Source organism: Paenibacillus physcomitrellae (assembly GCF_002240225.1).
GTDB lineage: Bacteria > Bacillota > Bacilli > Paenibacillales > Paenibacillaceae > Fontibacillus > Fontibacillus physcomitrellae.
The window spans coordinates 3309809-3327556 of record NZ_CP022584.1 but is presented as its reverse complement, the minus strand read 5'-3'; the positions used below and the strand labels follow the sequence as shown (position 1 = coordinate 3327556).

At 52.2% G+C, this 17748-nt stretch carries 12 protein-coding genes; 7 read left to right on the top strand and 5 right to left on the bottom strand.

Features of this window, described 5'->3' with window-relative positions; translation table 11 throughout:
* Nucleotides 1–6 precede the first annotated feature (6 nt).
* The 4 genes from CBE73_RS15055 to CBE73_RS15040 all read right to left on the bottom strand — a co-directional run bounded on the left by CBE73_RS15055 (nucleotide 7) and on the right by CBE73_RS15040 (nucleotide 4180).
* Nucleotides 7–1665, bottom strand: a complete 1659-nt coding sequence (locus tag CBE73_RS15055; RefSeq protein WP_229752602.1) for a class I adenylate-forming enzyme family protein — start codon at nucleotides 1663–1665, stop codon at nucleotides 7–9.
* A gap of 87 nt (nucleotides 1666–1752) precedes the next feature.
* Nucleotides 1753–3006: a beta-ketoacyl-ACP synthase II gene (gene fabF, locus CBE73_RS15050; RefSeq protein WP_094094902.1), complete on the bottom strand. Its 1254-nt coding sequence runs from the start codon at nucleotides 3004–3006 to the stop codon at nucleotides 1753–1755.
* Between the two features lie 29 nt (nucleotides 3007–3035).
* On the bottom strand, nucleotides 3036–3488 hold the full coding sequence (locus CBE73_RS15045; protein WP_094094901.1) for an acyl-CoA thioesterase: 453 nt from the start codon (nucleotides 3486–3488) through the stop codon (nucleotides 3036–3038).
* Nucleotides 3489–3799: 311 nt separating this feature from the next.
* Nucleotides 3800–4180 carry a winged helix-turn-helix transcriptional regulator gene (locus tag CBE73_RS15040; protein WP_094094900.1) on the bottom strand — a complete coding sequence of 127 codons (381 nt, stop codon included), beginning with the start codon at nucleotides 4178–4180 and terminating at the stop codon, nucleotides 3800–3802.
* Between the two features lie 133 nt (nucleotides 4181–4313).
* On the opposite strand from CBE73_RS15040, the gene CBE73_RS15035 reads away from it, so the two are divergent.
* Nucleotides 4314–5348 carry a zinc-binding alcohol dehydrogenase family protein gene (locus CBE73_RS15035; RefSeq protein WP_229752603.1) on the top strand — a complete coding sequence of 345 codons (1035 nt, stop codon included), beginning with the start codon at nucleotides 4314–4316 and terminating at the stop codon, nucleotides 5346–5348.
* A gap of 293 nt (nucleotides 5349–5641) precedes the next feature.
* Here the strand turns inward: CBE73_RS15035 and CBE73_RS15030 are convergent, their stop codons facing one another.
* Complete coding sequence (locus CBE73_RS15030) at nucleotides 5642–6700, bottom strand: LLM class flavin-dependent oxidoreductase (protein ID WP_094094898.1); 1059 nt, start codon at nucleotides 6698–6700, stop codon at nucleotides 5642–5644.
* A gap of 274 nt (nucleotides 6701–6974) precedes the next feature.
* Here CBE73_RS15030 and CBE73_RS22570 point away from each other — a divergent pair, with 274 nt between their 5' ends.
* The 6 genes from CBE73_RS22570 (at nucleotide 6975) to CBE73_RS15000 (ending at nucleotide 17595) form a co-directional block, all read left to right on the top strand.
* The gene (locus CBE73_RS22570) at nucleotides 6975–11507 is read left to right on the top strand and encodes a S8 family serine peptidase (protein WP_157739583.1); all 4533 of its coding nucleotides are present in this window, start codon (nucleotides 6975–6977) and stop codon (nucleotides 11505–11507) included.
* Nucleotides 11508–11720: 213 nt separating this feature from the next.
* Nucleotides 11721–12176 (top strand): carboxymuconolactone decarboxylase family protein, encoded by a 456-nt coding sequence (locus CBE73_RS15020; RefSeq protein WP_094094896.1) that lies wholly within the window; start codon nucleotides 11721–11723, stop codon nucleotides 12174–12176.
* A gap of 14 nt (nucleotides 12177–12190) precedes the next feature.
* Nucleotides 12191–13348 carry a sigma-70 family RNA polymerase sigma factor gene (locus tag CBE73_RS15015; protein ID WP_094094895.1) on the top strand — a complete coding sequence of 386 codons (1158 nt, stop codon included), beginning with the start codon at nucleotides 12191–12193 and terminating at the stop codon, nucleotides 13346–13348.
* A gap of 111 nt (nucleotides 13349–13459) precedes the next feature.
* Nucleotides 13460–14194 (top strand): MBL fold metallo-hydrolase, encoded by a 735-nt coding sequence (locus CBE73_RS15010; protein ID WP_094094894.1) that lies wholly within the window; start codon nucleotides 13460–13462, stop codon nucleotides 14192–14194.
* Between the two features lie 180 nt (nucleotides 14195–14374).
* The gene (locus CBE73_RS15005; protein ID WP_174704740.1) at nucleotides 14375–16450 is read left to right on the top strand and encodes a methyl-accepting chemotaxis protein; all 2076 of its coding nucleotides are present in this window, start codon (nucleotides 14375–14377) and stop codon (nucleotides 16448–16450) included.
* Nucleotides 16451–16671: 221 nt separating this feature from the next.
* On the top strand, nucleotides 16672–17595 hold the full coding sequence (locus CBE73_RS15000) for a LysR family transcriptional regulator (protein WP_094094892.1): 924 nt from the start codon (nucleotides 16672–16674) through the stop codon (nucleotides 17593–17595).
* The last annotated feature ends 153 nt before the right edge of the window (nucleotides 17596–17748 follow it).

Here is a 17748-nt window from a genome sequence, read left to right as displayed (position 1 = left end):
AGTTTTTTATCTCTCCAGCAGCCCGTTCTTTTGGTCTTCAACTGCCAATGCTCTAACGACAAAATGTTTCTTTTTGCCGGTTGCTGTATAAGGCAGCTCGTCGATGAACCGGTAGAAACGCGGCTTCTTATAAGCCGCCAGCATCGGATGGTTGCTGCAGTGTTTGTTAAGCTCCTTGGCGGTCAATTCCGGATCTTCCTTGATGATGTAGGCAACCACGGCTTCGCCGCGAAGCTCGTCGGGCACGCCGACCACCACGGATTCCTTAACTCCAGGATGCTGGTTCAGAATTTCTTCAATCTGAACCGGATGGATATTTTCACCGGAGGAGACAATCATGTCATTCTTGCGGCCAACAACGGTTACGAACTCATTCTCATCCCAGGTTCCCATATCGCCGATATAGATCCAGCCTTTATAGAATACCTTCTCGCTTTGGTCCGGATTGTTAACGTAAGAATAGGTCGTCTTGCCAGGCGCTCTGACGATGATCTCTCCGACTTCGCTGCTGTCCTTGGCCACAACGTCATCCGGTTCGGCTTTGCGGTCGGGATAGACCTTGACGACAGCCACGTCGTCATCGGTACAGGAACGTCCGGCTGAACCAGCCATTTCAGGCAGATCATAAGGACGCAGGAAGGTGTTCCAGAACGCCTCTGTTGTACCGTAACCGTTGAAGATGTTCGGCGTCAGCACCCGCTGGTATTTGATGCAGTCTTCGCGCTCCAAAGGCGCTCCCATGGTGACAATGCCTTTCAGCTTGGACAGATCGGACGGTGTCTTGGCCTGGCTGTCGTGCAGCATTTTCAGCATTGGCGGTGCGCCGATCAGGAAGGTAATGCCGTATTTCTCAACAAGCTCAAGGGTTGTTTTGGGATGGAAATAGCGAAGAACAACGACTTCGCCGCCCACATAAAGTGTAGGGATAGGGCCACCGGAATAAAGGCCGCCGCGGTGGAACCAAGGGCTCATGTTCATCGTTTTATCAACGGGACTTAAAGGAAAATGCATAGCTACGTCATGAGCGGAGAGCACGTCGTTAATGTGGTTCAGCGGCACACCTTTGGGTCTTCCCGTGGTGCCTGAAGTATAGAGGCGGGTATTCTCATCGTAAATATGAGGACGAACATCGGTTTGAGGCTCCTGTTCGGGTTGGCCTGCCAGATAATCCGCAAAGCTGATGTGGCCTTCCGGCGCTTCGTTGGCATTGCCTGTAGGATCAACCATCACGATCCGGCGAGGTTTATGGTCTGCCATTTCCAGAGCCTGCAGCGCGATTTCCTTGATCTCGGCATCATAGATGTAAACGGCTGGTTTGCTGTCGTCGAGAATATAGGCGGTCTCGCCGGGGGATAAGCGGAAGTTGATCGGAGAGTTGATCGCACCGATCTTCTGCGGAGCAAGGAAACTCAGTACAAATTCTACGGAATTCAGCAGCTGGTAGGTGACCACTTCGTTCTTCGACACGCCGTCCGCCAGCAGCGCATTCGCCAGCGTATTCACTTCCCGGTTCAGCTCGCTGTACGTCCAGGTACGCTCGCGCTGCGTGCAGGTGACGGCCGGACGGTTTGCGAACCGATGCGCGTTGCGTATAAATCCATTGATATAGGTATATTCATGCTCAAAGGTCTCTTTGAACATGGTCACGTCATAAGTGTATTCCACGTTAATTCTCCCTCCAAATCTGAAATGATGCTTTATAATTCGATAAATCTGATCCAGGATAATTCCGATGCTGCCAAGAGGACCGCCTTACATGTCTGCGGGATCGAATTTCCCGACAATCAAGGAGGCGTTCTGCCCGCCGAATCCAAACGAGTTAGACATCGCCACGTTCACTTCGCGCTTCTGCGCCTGATTCGGCACATAATTCAAATCGCATTCCGGGTCCGGCGTCTCATAGTTAAGCGTCGGCGGAACGACACCTTCGCGAATCGCCTGAATGCAGGCAATCAGCTCCGTTACGCCGCCGGCTCCCATCAAATGGCCGGTTGCGCCTTTGGTCGAGCTGACGGCAAGCTCGTAGGCCCGCTCGCCGAAGACCGCTTTGATCGCCTTCGTCTCGATCTGGTCGCCCAGCTTGGTCGACGTAGCGTGTGCATTGATGTAATCAACAGCCGATGGCTCGATTCCCGCTTGCTGCAGCGCATTCTGCATACACAAAATAGCGCCTCGTCCTTCCGGCTCGGGCGATGTTACATGATAAGCATCATTGCTGTTGGCATAACCGAGCAGCTCGGCCTTAATATCAGCGCCGCGCCGCAGCGCCGATTCCAGCGTCTCCAGCACCAGCGCGCCGCCGCCTTCTCCCATGACGAACCCGTCGCGGTTCAGGTCAAACGGACGGCTGGCTTTCTTCGGCTCGTCGTTGTGCGTAGACAAAGCACGGGCGCTCGACAAGCCTGCATCCATCAGCTGGCACAGGATCGATTCGGCGCCGACTGCCAAAACGGCGTCAGCTTGTCCGCTGCGCAGCAGCATGGCGCCCATGCCGATCGCATCTGCACCAGAGGAGCAAGCGGTGCTGAGCGTAAGGCTCGGCCCCTTAAAGCCGTGCGTAATGCCAATGTGGCCTGCCGCGATATTGCCGAGCATCTTGGGTACCAGATGCGGTGTGACCCGGAAGCTGCCGCTCTCCGTGATTTGCGCCTGCGCACCCGTCGTGGTGGAAATTCCGCCAAGCGCGGTGCCCAGCACAACGCCGATCCGCTCAGGAGCGGCATCCGGCTTGCTGTCCTCCAGCGCTTCTGCAGCTGCCGCAAGGGCAAACTGCATAAAGATATCCGTTTGACCGGCAAGCTTCTTCGGCATGTAATCAGCCGGCTCGAAGTCTTTCACTTCCGCGGCGATTTGGGCCGGAAGTCCGCTTGCGTCAAACCGGCTTATTGGGGCTACGCCGGTTTCGCCATTTTTCAAACGGTTCCAGTATTCTTGGACGCCAATCCCAAGCGGGGTTACAGCCCCCATCCCGGTGATAACGATCCGGTCTTTTGGCTCTTTTGCCATTTGCTGCACCTCTTTTTAGCAATTCATTATCAATCTGCTTCCCGTTCTCTAAACACGGGCCATTTCTCCATCAACTGCTCCCAAAGCTCCGGATGCCGCCGTTTCAAATTAAACGGATTGCCTTCCAGGTCGACACAAGCATGGGAGGTTGTCCCTTCGGCAACCAAATCCCCGTTCTGTTTATAAATTCGGTACTGGTAAGCCATTCGGGTACGGTTCAACGTCGTTAACGAAGTATGTACCGTAATTTCTTCTTCCGGGCGCACCATTCTTTTGTATTCGCAATCTGCCTTCAGACATACAAGCGCGATGCCGAGGTCATGGAAGGTCGGCATGTAGGGCAGCCCATAGTCAGCAAGATGCTTCATCCGGGCATTCGTGAACCAGTCAAACGTCCTCGCATAATACGAAATACCCGCCGCGTCACAGTCGCCCCAGGTCACCTTCATTTCCATTACGGAAAGAGGGTAAGAATCCGGCATAAGCGCTCCCCCCTTAACAATTTATCGTTTTATTTCAATATTGCTATATCTACAATTATATATGATTTTAGATTTTTGTCGTGCTAATTTTCAAATTTTACAAACAAAAAGTTAGCCCGTGTAATTTTCACCTCCTATATACTGGATAACCCGGAACAGATCTGGACATACCTGCGTGAACCGTCTTTCTGAAAAAATAAAAAGCCCTGACCTGCCGGGATCGACAGGAAAAGGCTTATTAGATGAAATTCTGCTTGGAGACATCAGCGTTAAGCCATCAGGCCTTCCCTTGTCTTGGCTAAAACACAGGATCACTCTGCCTCGATGTTGTCCTGTCCCCGGGCCTCCCCGGCCTTGTTCTTGTAGGTTTCTCCCCACTCTTTCATGGCAGTGATGATCGGCGCAAGTGTCATGCCGAAATCGGTTAGCAGGTATTCCACTTTGGGCGGAACCTGCTGGTACACGATCCGCTCTACAATTCCGTCCTGCTCCAGCTCGCGGAGCTGCAGAGTCAGCATGCGCTGAGTGATCGCCGGGCAGATTCTTCTCAGTTCATTAAACCGTTTCCTGCCGTCCAGAAGATGGTAGAGAATAACTCCCTTCCACTTGCCGCCGATGACGTCAAGTGTATATTCGACCGGGCAGCCTTCCCCGCCGGGGCATTCCCCGTAGCCGCTTTTTCGATTTCTCATGTTCGTATGACACTCCCTTTACAGTATAATTTATGTGCCTATACAACATTAATGTGTGTACTTGTTATAAGGGACTATATCACATATATTGAGATTGTGACAATTCCCAATTCCAGAAAGGTGGAGCTGAATTATGACCGAAATTATGAAAGCCGTTGGCTTGTATCGTTATTTGCCTGCATCCGATGAACAAAGCCTGCAGGATCTGCAGATAGAGAAACCGGTTCCTGCAGGCCGCGACCTGCTGGTCCGCGTTAAAGCTGTCTCCATTAATCCCGTTGACGTTAAAGTAAGGGCGCCCAAAGCAAGAGTTGAAGAAACACCGAAGATTCTTGGCTGGGATGTTGCGGGCGTGGTGGAACAAACCGGACCGGACACTTCGCTGTTCCAGGTCGGAGACGAAGTGTATTATGCCGGAAGCCTGATTCGCCAGGGCGGAAACAGCGAATTCCATCTGGTTGATGAACGAATTGTAGGACGGAAGCCTGCGAATCTGGATTTCGCATCAGCTGCGGCCCTTCCTTTGACGGCAATTACCGCCTGGGAGGCTCTGTTTGAACGCCTCGCCATATCCAAACAGAAAGAAGCCAACCAGGGCAAGAAGCTGCTGATCATCGGCGCTGCCGGAGGGGTAGGCTCGATTGCGCTTCAGCTCGCCCGGGAAGTTGGACTTACTGTGATCGGAACCGCTTCGCGTCCCGAATCCGAAGCGTGGGTACGCAAGCATGGTGCGGATCTGGTCATCAGCCATTATGAGGACTTCCTGACCCAACTGCAGAAAGAAGGAATTGAGTCGGTTGATTACATCCTATGCCTGCACAGCACGGAGAAACATTGGAAAGCGATGGAGGCAGTTATCAAGCCGCTTGGCCGCATCTGCTCCATTGTTGAAACCAAAGAGCCGCTCGATCTGACGCTGCTGAAGAATAAAAGCATCACTTTCGCCTGGGAGTTTATGTTCACCCGTTCCAAATATGAAACGGAAGATATGATTGAGCAGCACCGGCTGCTTGATGAACTGGCCGACTGGATCGAACAGGGCCGTATCCAGTCCACGCTGACGGAGACGATCTCGCCGATTAATGCGGCCAACCTGCGCAAAGCCCATCTCAAGGTTGAAGAGAACCGCATGATCGGCAAGCTGGTTCTGGAGAACTTTGAAGGTTAAGTGAGAGATTAGGATTGCTGGTCCCGGGCTTAGTAGCCTTGGGCAGGGATCTGTTTATATATAAAAACCATGGTTTCCCGCCGAGGGATTCCATGGTTTTTATGTTTTCATTGTAAGAGTCTGTCTGGCTAACAAATCTGGCGCTCGAAGCCGCCTGACCGCTCGTAAGAGGGGAAGGAATTTATTTAGAGGCGACGGATACTCCAGTTACGCTTGGACGTTCTATTGTCATTAAGAGATTTCATCAATAAATTTCAATAAGGTAATTTCACTAGGAAGCTTTACCCAGCCGTTTATTTCTCTCCGCCTTCAGCTTCCCATTTGGCAATTTCTTCGCGGACGCGTGGTGCAACTTCCTTGCCAAGCAGCTCGATCGACCGCATGACGTCAGCATGAGGCATGGTGCCGACCGGCGTATGCAGCATAAAGCGGGTGATGCCGACATGTTTGCGCAGATGGATGATTTTGTTCGCTACGGCCTCAGGACCTCCGACATATAACGCTCCTTGGAAGCTGCGAGCCGCATCGAACGCCGACCGGTCGTAACGTCCCCATCCGCGTTCACGGCCCAGCTTGGACATGGCGGCCTGCGTCGATGGGAAAAATTGATCCGCCGCAAGCTCCGTCTCCTCGGCTACAAAGCCGTGGGAGTGCGAAGCAACCGGAAGCTTGGAGGCGTCATGGCCGGCATGTGCCGCTGCCCGTTTGTACAGATCCACGAGCGGTGCAAACTGCACCGGGCTGCCGCCAATAATGGCCAGCACCAGCGGCAGGCCAAGCAGGCCTGCGCGTACAACCGACTCCTGATTGCCGCCGCTGCCGATCCAGACCGGAAGAGGTTCCTGAACCGGGCGCGGATACACGCCGAGATTATCGATGGCGGGACGGTGACCGCCTTTCCAGGTAACTTTTTCCGAAGCCCGGATCTTGAGCAGCAGCTCCAGCTTCTCGTCGAACAGCTCGTCGTAATCGTTCAGGTCATAGCCGAACAGCGGGAAAGATTCGATAAACGAACCCCGGCCCGCCATAATTTCGGCACGTCCGTTCGAAATGCCGTCCAAAGCGGCAAAGTCCTGGAATACGCGGACTGGATCTGCTGATGACAGCACCGTTACCGCACTGGTCAAGCGGATACGTTTCGTTTGCGGCGCGGCCGCGGCCAGCACAATCGCCGGATTGGATGCTGCGTAGTCCACGCGGTGATGTTCCCCCACGCCAAATACGTCCAACCCTACCTCATCGGCCAAAATAATTTCCTCCACTACCTCGCGCAGCCGCTGTGCGTGACTGATGACCTCACCTGTCTTAGGATCCGGCGTCGTTTCTACAAAAGTACTGAGCCCTATTTCCACGGAAAATTCCTCCTAAATGATCATGGTTGTTATCCCTTTAGCATTTACTAATCGGTTAACGGTAATCTTTCCAGTTTATAACTAAATATTTGTAAGTTGGTTACATATTTATACTTCCTCTATTTTGCCTCTTTTTGCGGGATTTTGCAAGCAGGAAAGCCAGGACCATTTTCCCAAGCTAGCCGGAAGCCGGTTCATTGCAGCAAAGTTGGGTATTTATACTAATCGCCTTTTTCTAAACGCGGTTAACTACCACCCTGAAGGAGATGAGAGTTTGAGCAGGAGAATAATCGCAAGTGCAGTAAGCTTCTTGCTGGCTTTTACGCTAGCCCTGCCAGGAGTAAACGCTCAGGAAAGTCTTGTTATTCCGGACAGCCAGGGAGACGGTCAATTAACTCCCAAACTGGAAGTCCCCCCGCTTTCATCCAATTCATTAATCAAGAGGGAAACTGGCAAGCTGCAGGACCAGGATTTGTCCAGTCTAAAGGCTAAGCAGCAGCCAGGCACAAGCGAAGCACCAGCCATCGAGACACTGGACTCATCTGACGCAGGCTCCACTAAACCTGAAAGCTTTGTCCCCTTTTCGGACAGCAAGAAGCCTATTTCCGTTATCGTGGAGCTTCAAGAAGAACCTGTTAAAGTATTTGAAGCTAAGGAAAGCCCTTTACGTTCCAGATTCACAACAGAATCCCATAAATCGAGTATCCGGCTGGAGCAGCAAACGTTTAAATCCCAGGCTTTAAACCAACTGGATGCCGAGTTTCACCGCCAGTATTCCGGCATTTTTAACGGTTACTCCTTGACCGTATCCTCCGATAAAGTGGACGAATTGTTAGCTCTTCCCGGCGTCAAAGCCGTCTATCCCAACAATACGGTGTACGCTGTGGAGGATGATATTTCTTCGACAGCAGCTGCTTCCTCTGCCGGAAGCGCCGAGTTTATCGGCAGCAGCGCCTTTTGGGAGCAGGGCATCAAAGGTAACGGAATCAAAGTAGGGGTCATCGATACCGGGGTTGCGAAGGACCATCAGGACTTACAAGGCGTGATTCCAGCCGGCGACTGGGGTTATGACCTGGTGAATAACGACTCCGAGCCTTATGAAACAACGGTAGAGGACTATCAGAAAGCGAAACAGCAGAACCCGAATCTCCCGGAAAAAGACCAGGACGGGCATCCCTATTGGACCTCTCACGGCACTCATGTCTCCGGCATTATCGCAGGCCAGGGGATTGGGACCGACGGACAGCCCGGCGTTACAGGCATAGCGCCTATGTCTGAGCTTCATGCCTACAAAGTGCTGGGTCCCTATGGCAGCGGGACAACGGACACGGTCATCGCCGGCATTGAGAGAGCCGTGACAGACCAGATGGACGTGATCAACCTCTCCTTGGGCTCCGAAGATAACAATGAGAATTCCGCGGAATCCGTAGCCCTGAACAATGCCGTAATGGCCGGTGTAGTGGCCGTGGTATCGGCCGGAAACTCCGGTCCAGGAGCGGCAACGGTGGGGAATCCGGGAACCTCAGAAATGGCGATTACGGTAGGCGCCTCCAGTTCTTCGCAGACCACACCTACCGTAACAGTAACTCCTATGGAGAACGGCCATTTTCTGATGAATCCATTTGATCAATCGTCAGATTCAGGCAGTCTAAACGGTTCTTACGAATTGGTGGATGCCGGATTAGGCAGAGCCGAGGATTTTACAGGGAAAGACGTAACCGGGAAGGTCGCCTTGATTCAGCGCGGGGAAATCGACTTCTCGGTCAAAGCTCGCAACGCTCAGCAAGCCGGGGCTGCTGCGGCTCTAATTTATAATAATGTTCCTGAAGCGCTGGAGAGCGGAACGCTTGGCGGGGATACCTCGATACGTATTCCGGTCTATGCTCTTTCAGGTGAGGATGGGGAATCCATCCTCGCAGCTATGGATCAGCAAACGCAATACACTGAGTTTGGAAGCGTGGTGGAGCAGGATACTTTGGCTTCTTTCAGTTCCCGGGGTCCGGCCAAACCTTCTTATAAAATCAAACCTGATCTCACGGCGCCGGGTGTCAATATCGTGTCCAGCGTGCCTGAATACGAAGGCTGGTATGCAGCCGAAAGCGGAACAAGTATGGCTGCGCCTCATATCGCGGGTGCCGCGGCACTGGTAAAGCAGTATTATTCGGACATGGACCCTGACCTTACTCCGGATGAGATCAAAGCTTTAATGATGAACAACACGGTAAATATGAGCAATCCGAGCGGAAACCGCTATTCATTTATGGAACAGGGAGCCGGCCGGGTTGACCTTGAGCAGGTTATGAACGCCTCTGCTTTGGCTATGGTGAAAGAGTCTACCCAATCGGTAAAAGACGCCGTTTCAACCCCTTACTATACCGGGAGTCTTTCTCTGGGATATGTAAGCTCCGGCCAGACTTACAACCGTGAGGTGATAGTCAAGGATCTCTCCCATGCCGCAAGCGATTATTCGATCACTACATCCTGGTATGGGGATTCCCCAGGTACAGTAGAGCTGTCGGTGCCTTCCATAAGCCTGCAGGCGGATGGGCAGGGTTCCTTCAACGTGTCCATTCAAGTAGCTGATACGGCTCAGCAGCAGCAGCTTTATGAAGGGCAATTAACTTTGACCTCCGCCGGGAACGGTGATGTGATCCGGATCCCGATGGCCTTATATGTCGGTGAAGCGCCGGGAGAAGCCGTCTCTGATCTAAAGGTCGATCCGTTTGTCTTCTCTCCGAATGCAGATGGAACAGCGGATACTGCCGACATTTCATATACCCTGGGTCAGAACAGCGGCTATTTCTCCCTTGATGTCTTCCCGGCGGATGGGGGAGCGTGGGCAGGTGCTTTAATTGAAACCGAAGGTAAACCCGGAAGCTACGTGATCCAGGATTGGAAGGGAACGATAGGCAGCAAGACTCTTCCAGACGGGGCCTATTTCCTGGTGCCTTTTGCAGGAAGCACCTCAAACGATTTTGTCCCGTTAAGTAATCAGATGACCTCTTTCCTGATCGATACTAAAGCCCCGGAATACCAGCTGGACGATCCGAGCATCAAGCTGGACCAAACCGGCCATGCCGGCACCATCTCCGGGCAAATCACTTATGATCTGCTCGCAGATCAGCTGGTTGGCTACAACGGGCTGAACCTGGATAATTTGATCGGTGTGGCCGCTGTCTATCAAGTTAACGGACAAACCAAACAAGCAGACGGGACGATCGGCAGCAGCGGCCGTTTTACCATCAAGGTGCCTGTTGCCCTCGGCAGCAACAGCTACAATCTCTATGTATATGATGCCGTTGGAAACGGCGAGCATAAGCCAGCACAGACGGTACAATTTAACCTTACGGAGCCGAAGCTGCGAGTACAGCCTCAATCGGTTTCCTTGCAGGAAGGCGGCCGTCAGCAGCTCCAGGTCTATTACACGGGAACAAACGGCAGTGAGCGTGACGTCTCCCAAGCAGCCTCCTATACCGTGGCCGATTCGCAAATTGCGGGAGTAAGCAGCGGACTCATTACGGGAAGATCAGCCGGCCGGACAACAATCGCCATCCAATATGAAGGCTTAACCGCCCAAGTCGCAGTTACTGTTACAAGCGCCGCTGCGGGCGGCGATAGTGGTGGCGGCGGCGGTTCCGCAGGGCCTTCCAATCCGGCCCCGGTGGTTCCCGCACCAAGCGTCCCTACAGCACCTAGTGTTCCCGCGCCTGGCGCTCCGGGATCTGGTGCTGCACCTAGCAATCCGGCGCCAAGTGTTCCTGCTCCGAGTGAGCCCGCTGTCCCTCAAGCTCCGGACGATGGAGAAAGAGAGGCCCTATCGGCTAGCGGACCAACGACCGTCGCACTGGATAACGGCTTTACTGTAGCCTTGCCACCCAAGGCAAACCTGCCGGCCAATGCGGCTTATGCCGAAATAGAGCCGGCATCCGAATCGGAAACCAAACGTTTGACGAGCAGTCTTGCCTTAAACAACGGCTACACACCGCTTGGCACTTATTACGATTTCTCACTTCTGAATACAAATGGCACCCCGATCAACGCGGCTTCCCTTACGGAGCCGGCTGAAGTTGCCCTTCCGCTGGGAGCTCTCTCTACCGGCAGTTTGAACGGGGAGACGATTAATCTGTATGAGATTACGCCTAAAGGCAGCTTAATCCAGCATATTGGCCGTTTGAAAGACGGGAAGGTTTCAGCCGAGATTAACAGCCCTGGCCGTTATCTGTTCATGGCCAGAAAGGTTACATTCGCGGATGTCAGCTCATCCAAATACCCGTGGGCGGCTAATGCAATTGAAGTATTGTCGTCGAAAGATATTATTGCAGGCACCGGTGCAAACCGCTTTACGCCTGCCAAAGAGGTGACCCGCGCAGAATTTGTGGCCCTGCTGCTTAGAACGCTGGGGCTGGAGGAGGATACCAGCGCCAAACCGGCTCCGTTTACCGATGTGAAGGCCGGAAGCTGGTATGAGCAGGCCGTTCAAACCGCGGTTGCCAAGGGATTGATCAGCGGTTATGCCGATCATACCTTTGCTCCAAACCGGACCATTGCCCGGACGGAAATGGCCGCCATTTTATCCAGAGCCCTGAATATATCGGGCGGTGCTAATGCCGGCGCAGGAAGCGGACAGCCTGTCCATTATGCCGACCAAGCGGGAATCCCGGCCTGGTCACAGGCCGCCGTGGAACAGGTATCCCGGCTCGGCCTGATGCAGGGAAGCGATAACAACCGGTTTAACGGCAGCCAATCAGCAACAAGAGCGGAAGCGGCTGTAGTCGTATACCGAATGTTCAAGGATTTTACGGACTAACATAACCAGTGACTAATGTAATCAGTAACCATCACGTATAAGATCAAGGCCAGCCGCCGGGTTCTGCCGGGGCTGGCCTCTGTCTTTTTAAAGCTGTCTCCTTCGCTAATCACCCGTTCCATAAACGCTGTTATTCCCTCTCTTTGTCACAAATCCGCAAGCCATCTTGTCTCCTGTTATGTAGACCCATTTAACTATACGGAGGCGAAGGAAATGAGTTTAAGATTCAACCACATGAAAGCTAATGCAGGAACTTATCAGGCCATGGTGACCCTGGAGAAATTTGCTTCAGAGCATATCCCTGATAAAGTATTATATGAACTGATTAAGATCAGAGTATCTCAGATCAACGGCTGTTCCTTTTGCCTGGATATGCATGCCAAAGACCTGCTGAAGCTGGGCGAGTACCAGAATCAAATTTTGCTGATCGCTTTATGGCACGAGGTACCGGGTCTGTTCACGGAGAAAGAATGCGCCGTGCTTGAATTGGCTGAAGCCGTGACCTTGATTCATAAGGGCGGCGTTTCCGACGACCTGTATGCACGGATCAGAACCTATTTTAGCGAAGAGGAATATATGAATTTGATTATGGCGATCAATACGATAAACAACTGGAACCGGATCGCTATTTCCACCGGCATGTATCCGGGTTGTTTCGGAGCCAGCTGAAGGGAGGCCGTTCGTTGCCTGGCAAACAACAGCAAGAGAATTCATCAGATTCAAATAAATTCTTAGAAGAGGGCAATCCGCAGAGAGGTCTTGTAGAAGACTGGTATCAGGGCTACCGAAGGTATGCCTTATCCATTGCTTACCGGATGCTGGGGACGGTGGAGGATGCAGAAGACGTTGTCCAGGACTGCTTTGCGGAGCTGCAGCAGAAGCCCGGAACAGACATTCTAAACCCCAAATCTTATGTCGCCAAAATGACGGTTAACCGGTGCCTGAACCTGCTGAACACCGCCCGCAGACAGCGGGAAACCTATATCGGGGAATGGCTGCCGGAACCTCTTCCCGGCTCCGGTCCCGGTGCCGGTTCCGGCTCCAGACCCGTTTCCCCTGGATATGCTGGCGCAGCGGCCGCGTCCCTTCATCACTCCGCACTCTCAGACGGAAGCAGCCCGGAAGGCCCGGAGGATGCTGCGGAGCAGAAGGACATGATTTCGTACGCTTTTCTTGTTCTGCTCGAACGGTTGAATCCGCTGGAGCGGGCGATATTTATACTTCGCGAGGCCTTCCGGTATTCGTATAAAGAAATTGCCGAAATGCTTGGCAAGACGGAGAGCAACTGCCGGCAGATCTATAGCCGTGCCCGCAAAAGCCTGTCCGCAGGCGGATTCCATCCGGAAGACCAATATGCCCTCCCGCCCGGGGAGGACCTGGATAGACGTCATTTGCTGGAGCGCTTTACAGAAGCCTTCCTGGCCCATGACACAGAGACTTTGCTGGCGCTGCTTGCCGAGCAGCCGGTCTTTATTTCGGATGGCGGAGGCTCCGTCCATACCGTGCTTCGCCCAATGAAAGGCCGCAAAGGCGTGCTTGCGCTGCTTAGTTCCCCTCGTATATTCAGAGCGCTGCGGGAAGCGGAAGTGTTCTTCCTCCCTATAAACGGGGAGCTTCATTTGGTCTTTCGGGAGCGCGAGCGGGACCAGGACCCGGATCGAGACCCGCACCAAGACCAGCATCAAGACCGGCATCTAGACAATGGCCAGGTTTCTGCGGTTCTATGCCTGGCTCTCAGCCAGGACCAGAAACAGATCCAGAACCTGTATCTCATCGTAAATCCGCAGAAGCTGAAGCGTATCTCCCATTTCCTTGTGGATGGAGGACCAAGAGACCAATAAAAACCCGTTTCAAAGCGAAGCGGGCAACGCGGTCACCCTCTTTGGCCGGCTCCTTTTTTATGATACTATTCGGGTTAGACAAGGACTCACCATTCCAAGGAGGATTCTATCATGGGACTACAGCTGCAAATGCTGGGCACGGGAAATGCCTTCGCCAAGAAAAACTATAACAACAACGCCCTGCTGCTCGGCGATGATTTCACTTTAATGATCGACTGCGGGATTACAGCGCCCGCCTCCCTTTACCAGCTCGGTAAAAATTTCGGCGACATTGATGCCTGCCTCATTACCCATATTCACGGCGATCACGTTGGAGGGCTTGAGGAATTCGGCTTCCAGTGCAAATTTATCTATCAGAAACGTCCGGTACTTTATATCGCCGAAACCCTGATTCAGCCGCTGTGGGAGAACACCTTGAAAGGCGCCATGGGCGAAGAAGGCGTGGACAGCCTGGATGCTTTCTTCGATGTTCGCCCGCTGAAGGAAGGCCAAACCTGCGAGCTGTTTAAGGGACTCACCGTAGAAATCTTCCAAACGCCTCACATGCCGGGCAAGAACAGCTACTCCCTGCTGCTGAACGGCGACGTCTTCTACAGCGCGGACATGACCTTCCTGCCTGACCTGGTCCAGAAGCTGGTTAACGAACGCGGCGTCCGCCGGATCTTCCATGAATGCCAGCTGACCGGCCACGGGGCGGTTCACACCACGCTTGACGAGCTCAAGTCGCTCCCGGAATCGATTAAAGCGATGATCTCGCTGATGCATTACGGCGATGAGTTTGAAGCGTTTGAAGGCAAGACGGACGGCATGGACTTCTTGAAGCAGCATAAGATTTACGAGATTTAAGAAGAGGTTTAAAAAAATGACAAAGACGGCTTCCACTAGGGAGTCGTCTTTTCTGTAAGTTCCATGAAATTTTCTGCTTCCTAGCATGGAAATTCACGGGAATCTATAATACACTGAATGAATCTGCGCAAATTTAGTGGCCGCACAGATATTGCACAAAGAGAAAGGAAGATTTGGTTTATGAAAGTTAGGTTGGGAGAGTTCAGAAAAGGATCGCTGTCTTTAAAGCTCAAGCTGATTGCGCTCCTTCTCGTCCTGACGGTTATCCCCGTCGTGCTTGTTTCTTCAATTTCTACCCGTCTCTACTCAGGCATTCTGGAGCAGGAGATCCGGCAGCAGCAAGCGATCATCGCGTCTACGAACGCCAGTCAGCTTAATGATCTGCTGGAGGCGAAAGTGGCCTCGCTGGAGAGCATGGCGGAGCAGTACCGGGATGTTTTTCTGCAAGAGGACTCACAGAAAGTTATTGCTCAGCTGAAATTGATGAAGGCGATGAACCCCGACGTGATTTCCTACTCTTTTTCGGATGAACAAGGCCATTTGGTCAATGAAGTCTCCAAAACGTTTGATATATCCCAAACTGCTAACTTTAAGCGAATCCTGAAAGAGAAGAACGTCGGCATTTCCGACATTACACACGACCTGGAAACGAATCAGAGCATCATCATTATCGACTATCCCCTGCTGGGAGATGCCAGCGAACTCGTGGGCGTCATCCAGGCTGTAGTAAGTCCGAACCAAATACTGGAGCAGCTGAACCGCAATAAAATGGGCGAGACCAGCAGTGCTTTCCTGCTGTCCAAGACCGGTACATACCTTGCTTATCCGGAAGCGGAACGGGTCGGCAAAAATGTGAAAGAATTTGAAAGCCCTACAACCAGCTCCATCTTCGAAAATGAAGTTCTTAAGAACCGGGAAGGCAGCACGAACTATAAGCTCAAAGACGGCACTTCCGAAATGGCTTCTTATGCCCAGGTAGGCATAACCGGCTGGCGGGTTGTAGCCGCGGGTGAAGAAAGCGATTTGATGAAGGAAGCTCGCCAATCCGAGCAGTTTGGCTATATTTTTATTGTTATATGCGCGCTCGTCATAGCTGTTATCTCTTATTTCGCGGCCAACTACATCCTTCGTCCGATCTACGTGCTGATTCGGCTTATGAAGAAAGCGGCTGCCGGGGATCTTACCGAACGGCTGCCGGTTAAAGGCAAGGATGAAATGGAGCAGCTGAAGGAACATACCAATATAATGCTGGATTCATTCACGCTGACTCTGCAGAAGCTGGGAGAGGCCGTCCAGTATACGTCCGCCTCTTCGAAGCAGTTAACGGCGATTTCGCTGGATTCCTTGAGCGCCACAGAGCAAACGGCCAGCGCCGTCGTGCAAATGACGAAGGGCTCCGAGGTTCAGGTGGAAGGCTCAGAGCAATCGGCATCCGCGATGGAGGAAATGTCGATCGGCATCCAACGGATTGCTGAATCCTCCAGCATTGTGAACGAAAGAACCATGCACGTTCAGGAACAAATTGCCCAGGGGGATCAGGTCGTACAGGATGCGGTCGTACAGATCATCAATGTCCGTGAAGCAGCTGACCGCTCTGCAGCCATGATCCAGAAGCTGGAATCCCATTCCTCGGAGATCGATCAGATTGTCAGCTACATTTCGGAAATCGCCCAGCAGACCAATCTGCTGTCCCTTAACGCTTCCATTGAGGCTGCCCGGGCCGGAGAGCATGGCAGAGGTTTTGCAGTCGTCGCCGACGAGGTGAAGAAGCTCGCCGAACAAACGGCGCGGTCGACCGGAACGATTGCGGACATCATGTCACAGATCCGTAATGCTGCGGCCGAGACGTCCAAATCCATCACCGAAGAAAGAGAAGAAGTATCCAAGAGCGTTATGCAGATTGAACAGGTGGGCGATGTGTTTAGCGCCATCATACACGCTGTAAACGAAGTATCCAATCAGATCAACGAAGTATCGGCTGCCACCCAGCAGCTTTCGGCCAGCACCGAAGAGGTTTCGGCCTCCATGCAGGAAATGGTCGGCATATCGAGAGGTGCATTGAACGAGTTAAGCGGCATTGCTACCAAAGCGGAAGAACAGCACCGACATATGGAGAAAATCTCCGCTTCCTCCGAAGCGCTCAGTTTAATGGCTGTCGAATTGGAAGAGCTGGTAGCGGGCTTTAAGACAAGCAAAGAAAACGATATAGAAAGCAATAAAGAAAGCAATAAAGAAAGCGACAAAGCAAGCGAATAAAGAATCGGACAAAGCAATAAGAGTAGAGAAACAGAAAGAGACACGCGCCCACAAGACAGATCTTGTCAGGCCGTGTCTCTTTCTCTATGTTCAATGAACACCGGTAAAATAATAATAAAGGGATATTCATAATTATCGACTGTTTAACCTCCGTTTTTCATGTAAAATGAGCTCATAAATCCTATGCCGTCAAGTTATTCCACCCAGAGGAGGAGAGCACCATGGACATGCTTGATCTCAAAGTGTTTATCGCTGTAGCCGAAAGCAAAAGCATGCGGAAAGCCGCCCCTTATGTAGCGTTGACCCAGCCGGCAGTCAGTCTTCGAATCGCTGGATTGGAGTCAGAACTGGGCGTCCCGTTATTTAGCCGTACACGTTCGGGCGCGGTACTGACGGAAGCTGGAACCAAGTTCTATTTCTACGCCCAGTATGCACTCAGTGCGCTTGAGGCTGGCCGGGAAGCAATTACCGGGCCGTTTCCTGCCCAAAAGGATAACAAATTGAGAATCGGCATCGTCGAGTCCTTAACCCATATCATGCTGCCGGCCATCCTTCAATTCATGAAGGAGCAGGCTCCCGATATCCAATGGAAGATCAGTACCGGACAATCGCTTGATCTGACTCTAAGAAGCGTGGCAGGGGAGCTGGACATCTCTTTTGTGAACCAGGTGTTTACGCCGCTCCCTCAAATTCGGACAGTAGAGTTATTCGAAGAACCTCTAGTATTTATCGGCCCCAAACAAGCCGGGTTCCCCCGCTTTCATAGCCTGGCCACCTATCTTCGGGAAGTTCCATTTATTTTACTCAAACGGCAAATGCCGCTGCGTGAGCTGCTCGAGCACAAATTGTTCATCCCGCAGCGGATTTACCCTCAGAAGCTGATTGAAGTCGATACTTCCCATTTGGTCCGTCAGATGGTCGCTCAAGGAGGCGGCTGCTCCTTCCTGCCCGTATCCTCCCTCTGGCCAGCAGGCAGCCATGATGCGATCGATATTATCCCTCTCCCTGAATTCCGTTTAAAGCAAAGCTTCTACTGCGCTTACCCACTCTCTTTATCGGAAAATATCCTTCATCTCCTCCCCGGTCTTCAGGCCCTGATTCGCAAACAAGTGGAGGATTACCGGAACGACAGCCTGTTTGGATAACAAACTCTACTTTCATCTTCAACTCCAACTTAACCATTACCATTACCCTTACCCTTATACGAGATATTAATGTAATAAAAACTAACATTAAGACTCCTTATCACCTCATTTGTGTAATATATATTACTATTCACTTAACACAAAGGAGGTGGA

Coding starts and splice junctions, on each gene's coding strand:
- fabF (WP_094094902.1), bottom strand. CDS start 3,006: ATGGCAAAAGAGCCAAAAGACCGGATCGTTATCACCGGGATGGGGGCT.
- CBE73_RS15045 (WP_094094901.1), bottom strand. CDS start 3,488: ATGCCGGATTCTTACCCTCTTTCCGTAATGGAAATGAAGGTGACCTGG.
- CBE73_RS15040 (WP_094094900.1), bottom strand. CDS start 4,180: ATGAGAAATCGAAAAAGCGGCTACGGGGAATGCCCCGGCGGGGAAGGC.
- CBE73_RS15035 (WP_229752603.1), top strand. CDS start 4,314: ATGACCGAAATTATGAAAGCCGTTGGCTTGTATCGTTATTTGCCTGCA.
- CBE73_RS15020 (WP_094094896.1), top strand. CDS start 11,721: ATGAGTTTAAGATTCAACCACATGAAAGCTAATGCAGGAACTTATCAG.
- CBE73_RS15010 (WP_094094894.1), top strand. CDS start 13,460: ATGGGACTACAGCTGCAAATGCTGGGCACGGGAAATGCCTTCGCCAAG.
- CBE73_RS15005 (WP_174704740.1), top strand. CDS start 14,375: ATGAAAGTTAGGTTGGGAGAGTTCAGAAAAGGATCGCTGTCTTTAAAG.
- CBE73_RS15000 (WP_094094892.1), top strand. CDS start 16,672: ATGGACATGCTTGATCTCAAAGTGTTTATCGCTGTAGCCGAAAGCAAA.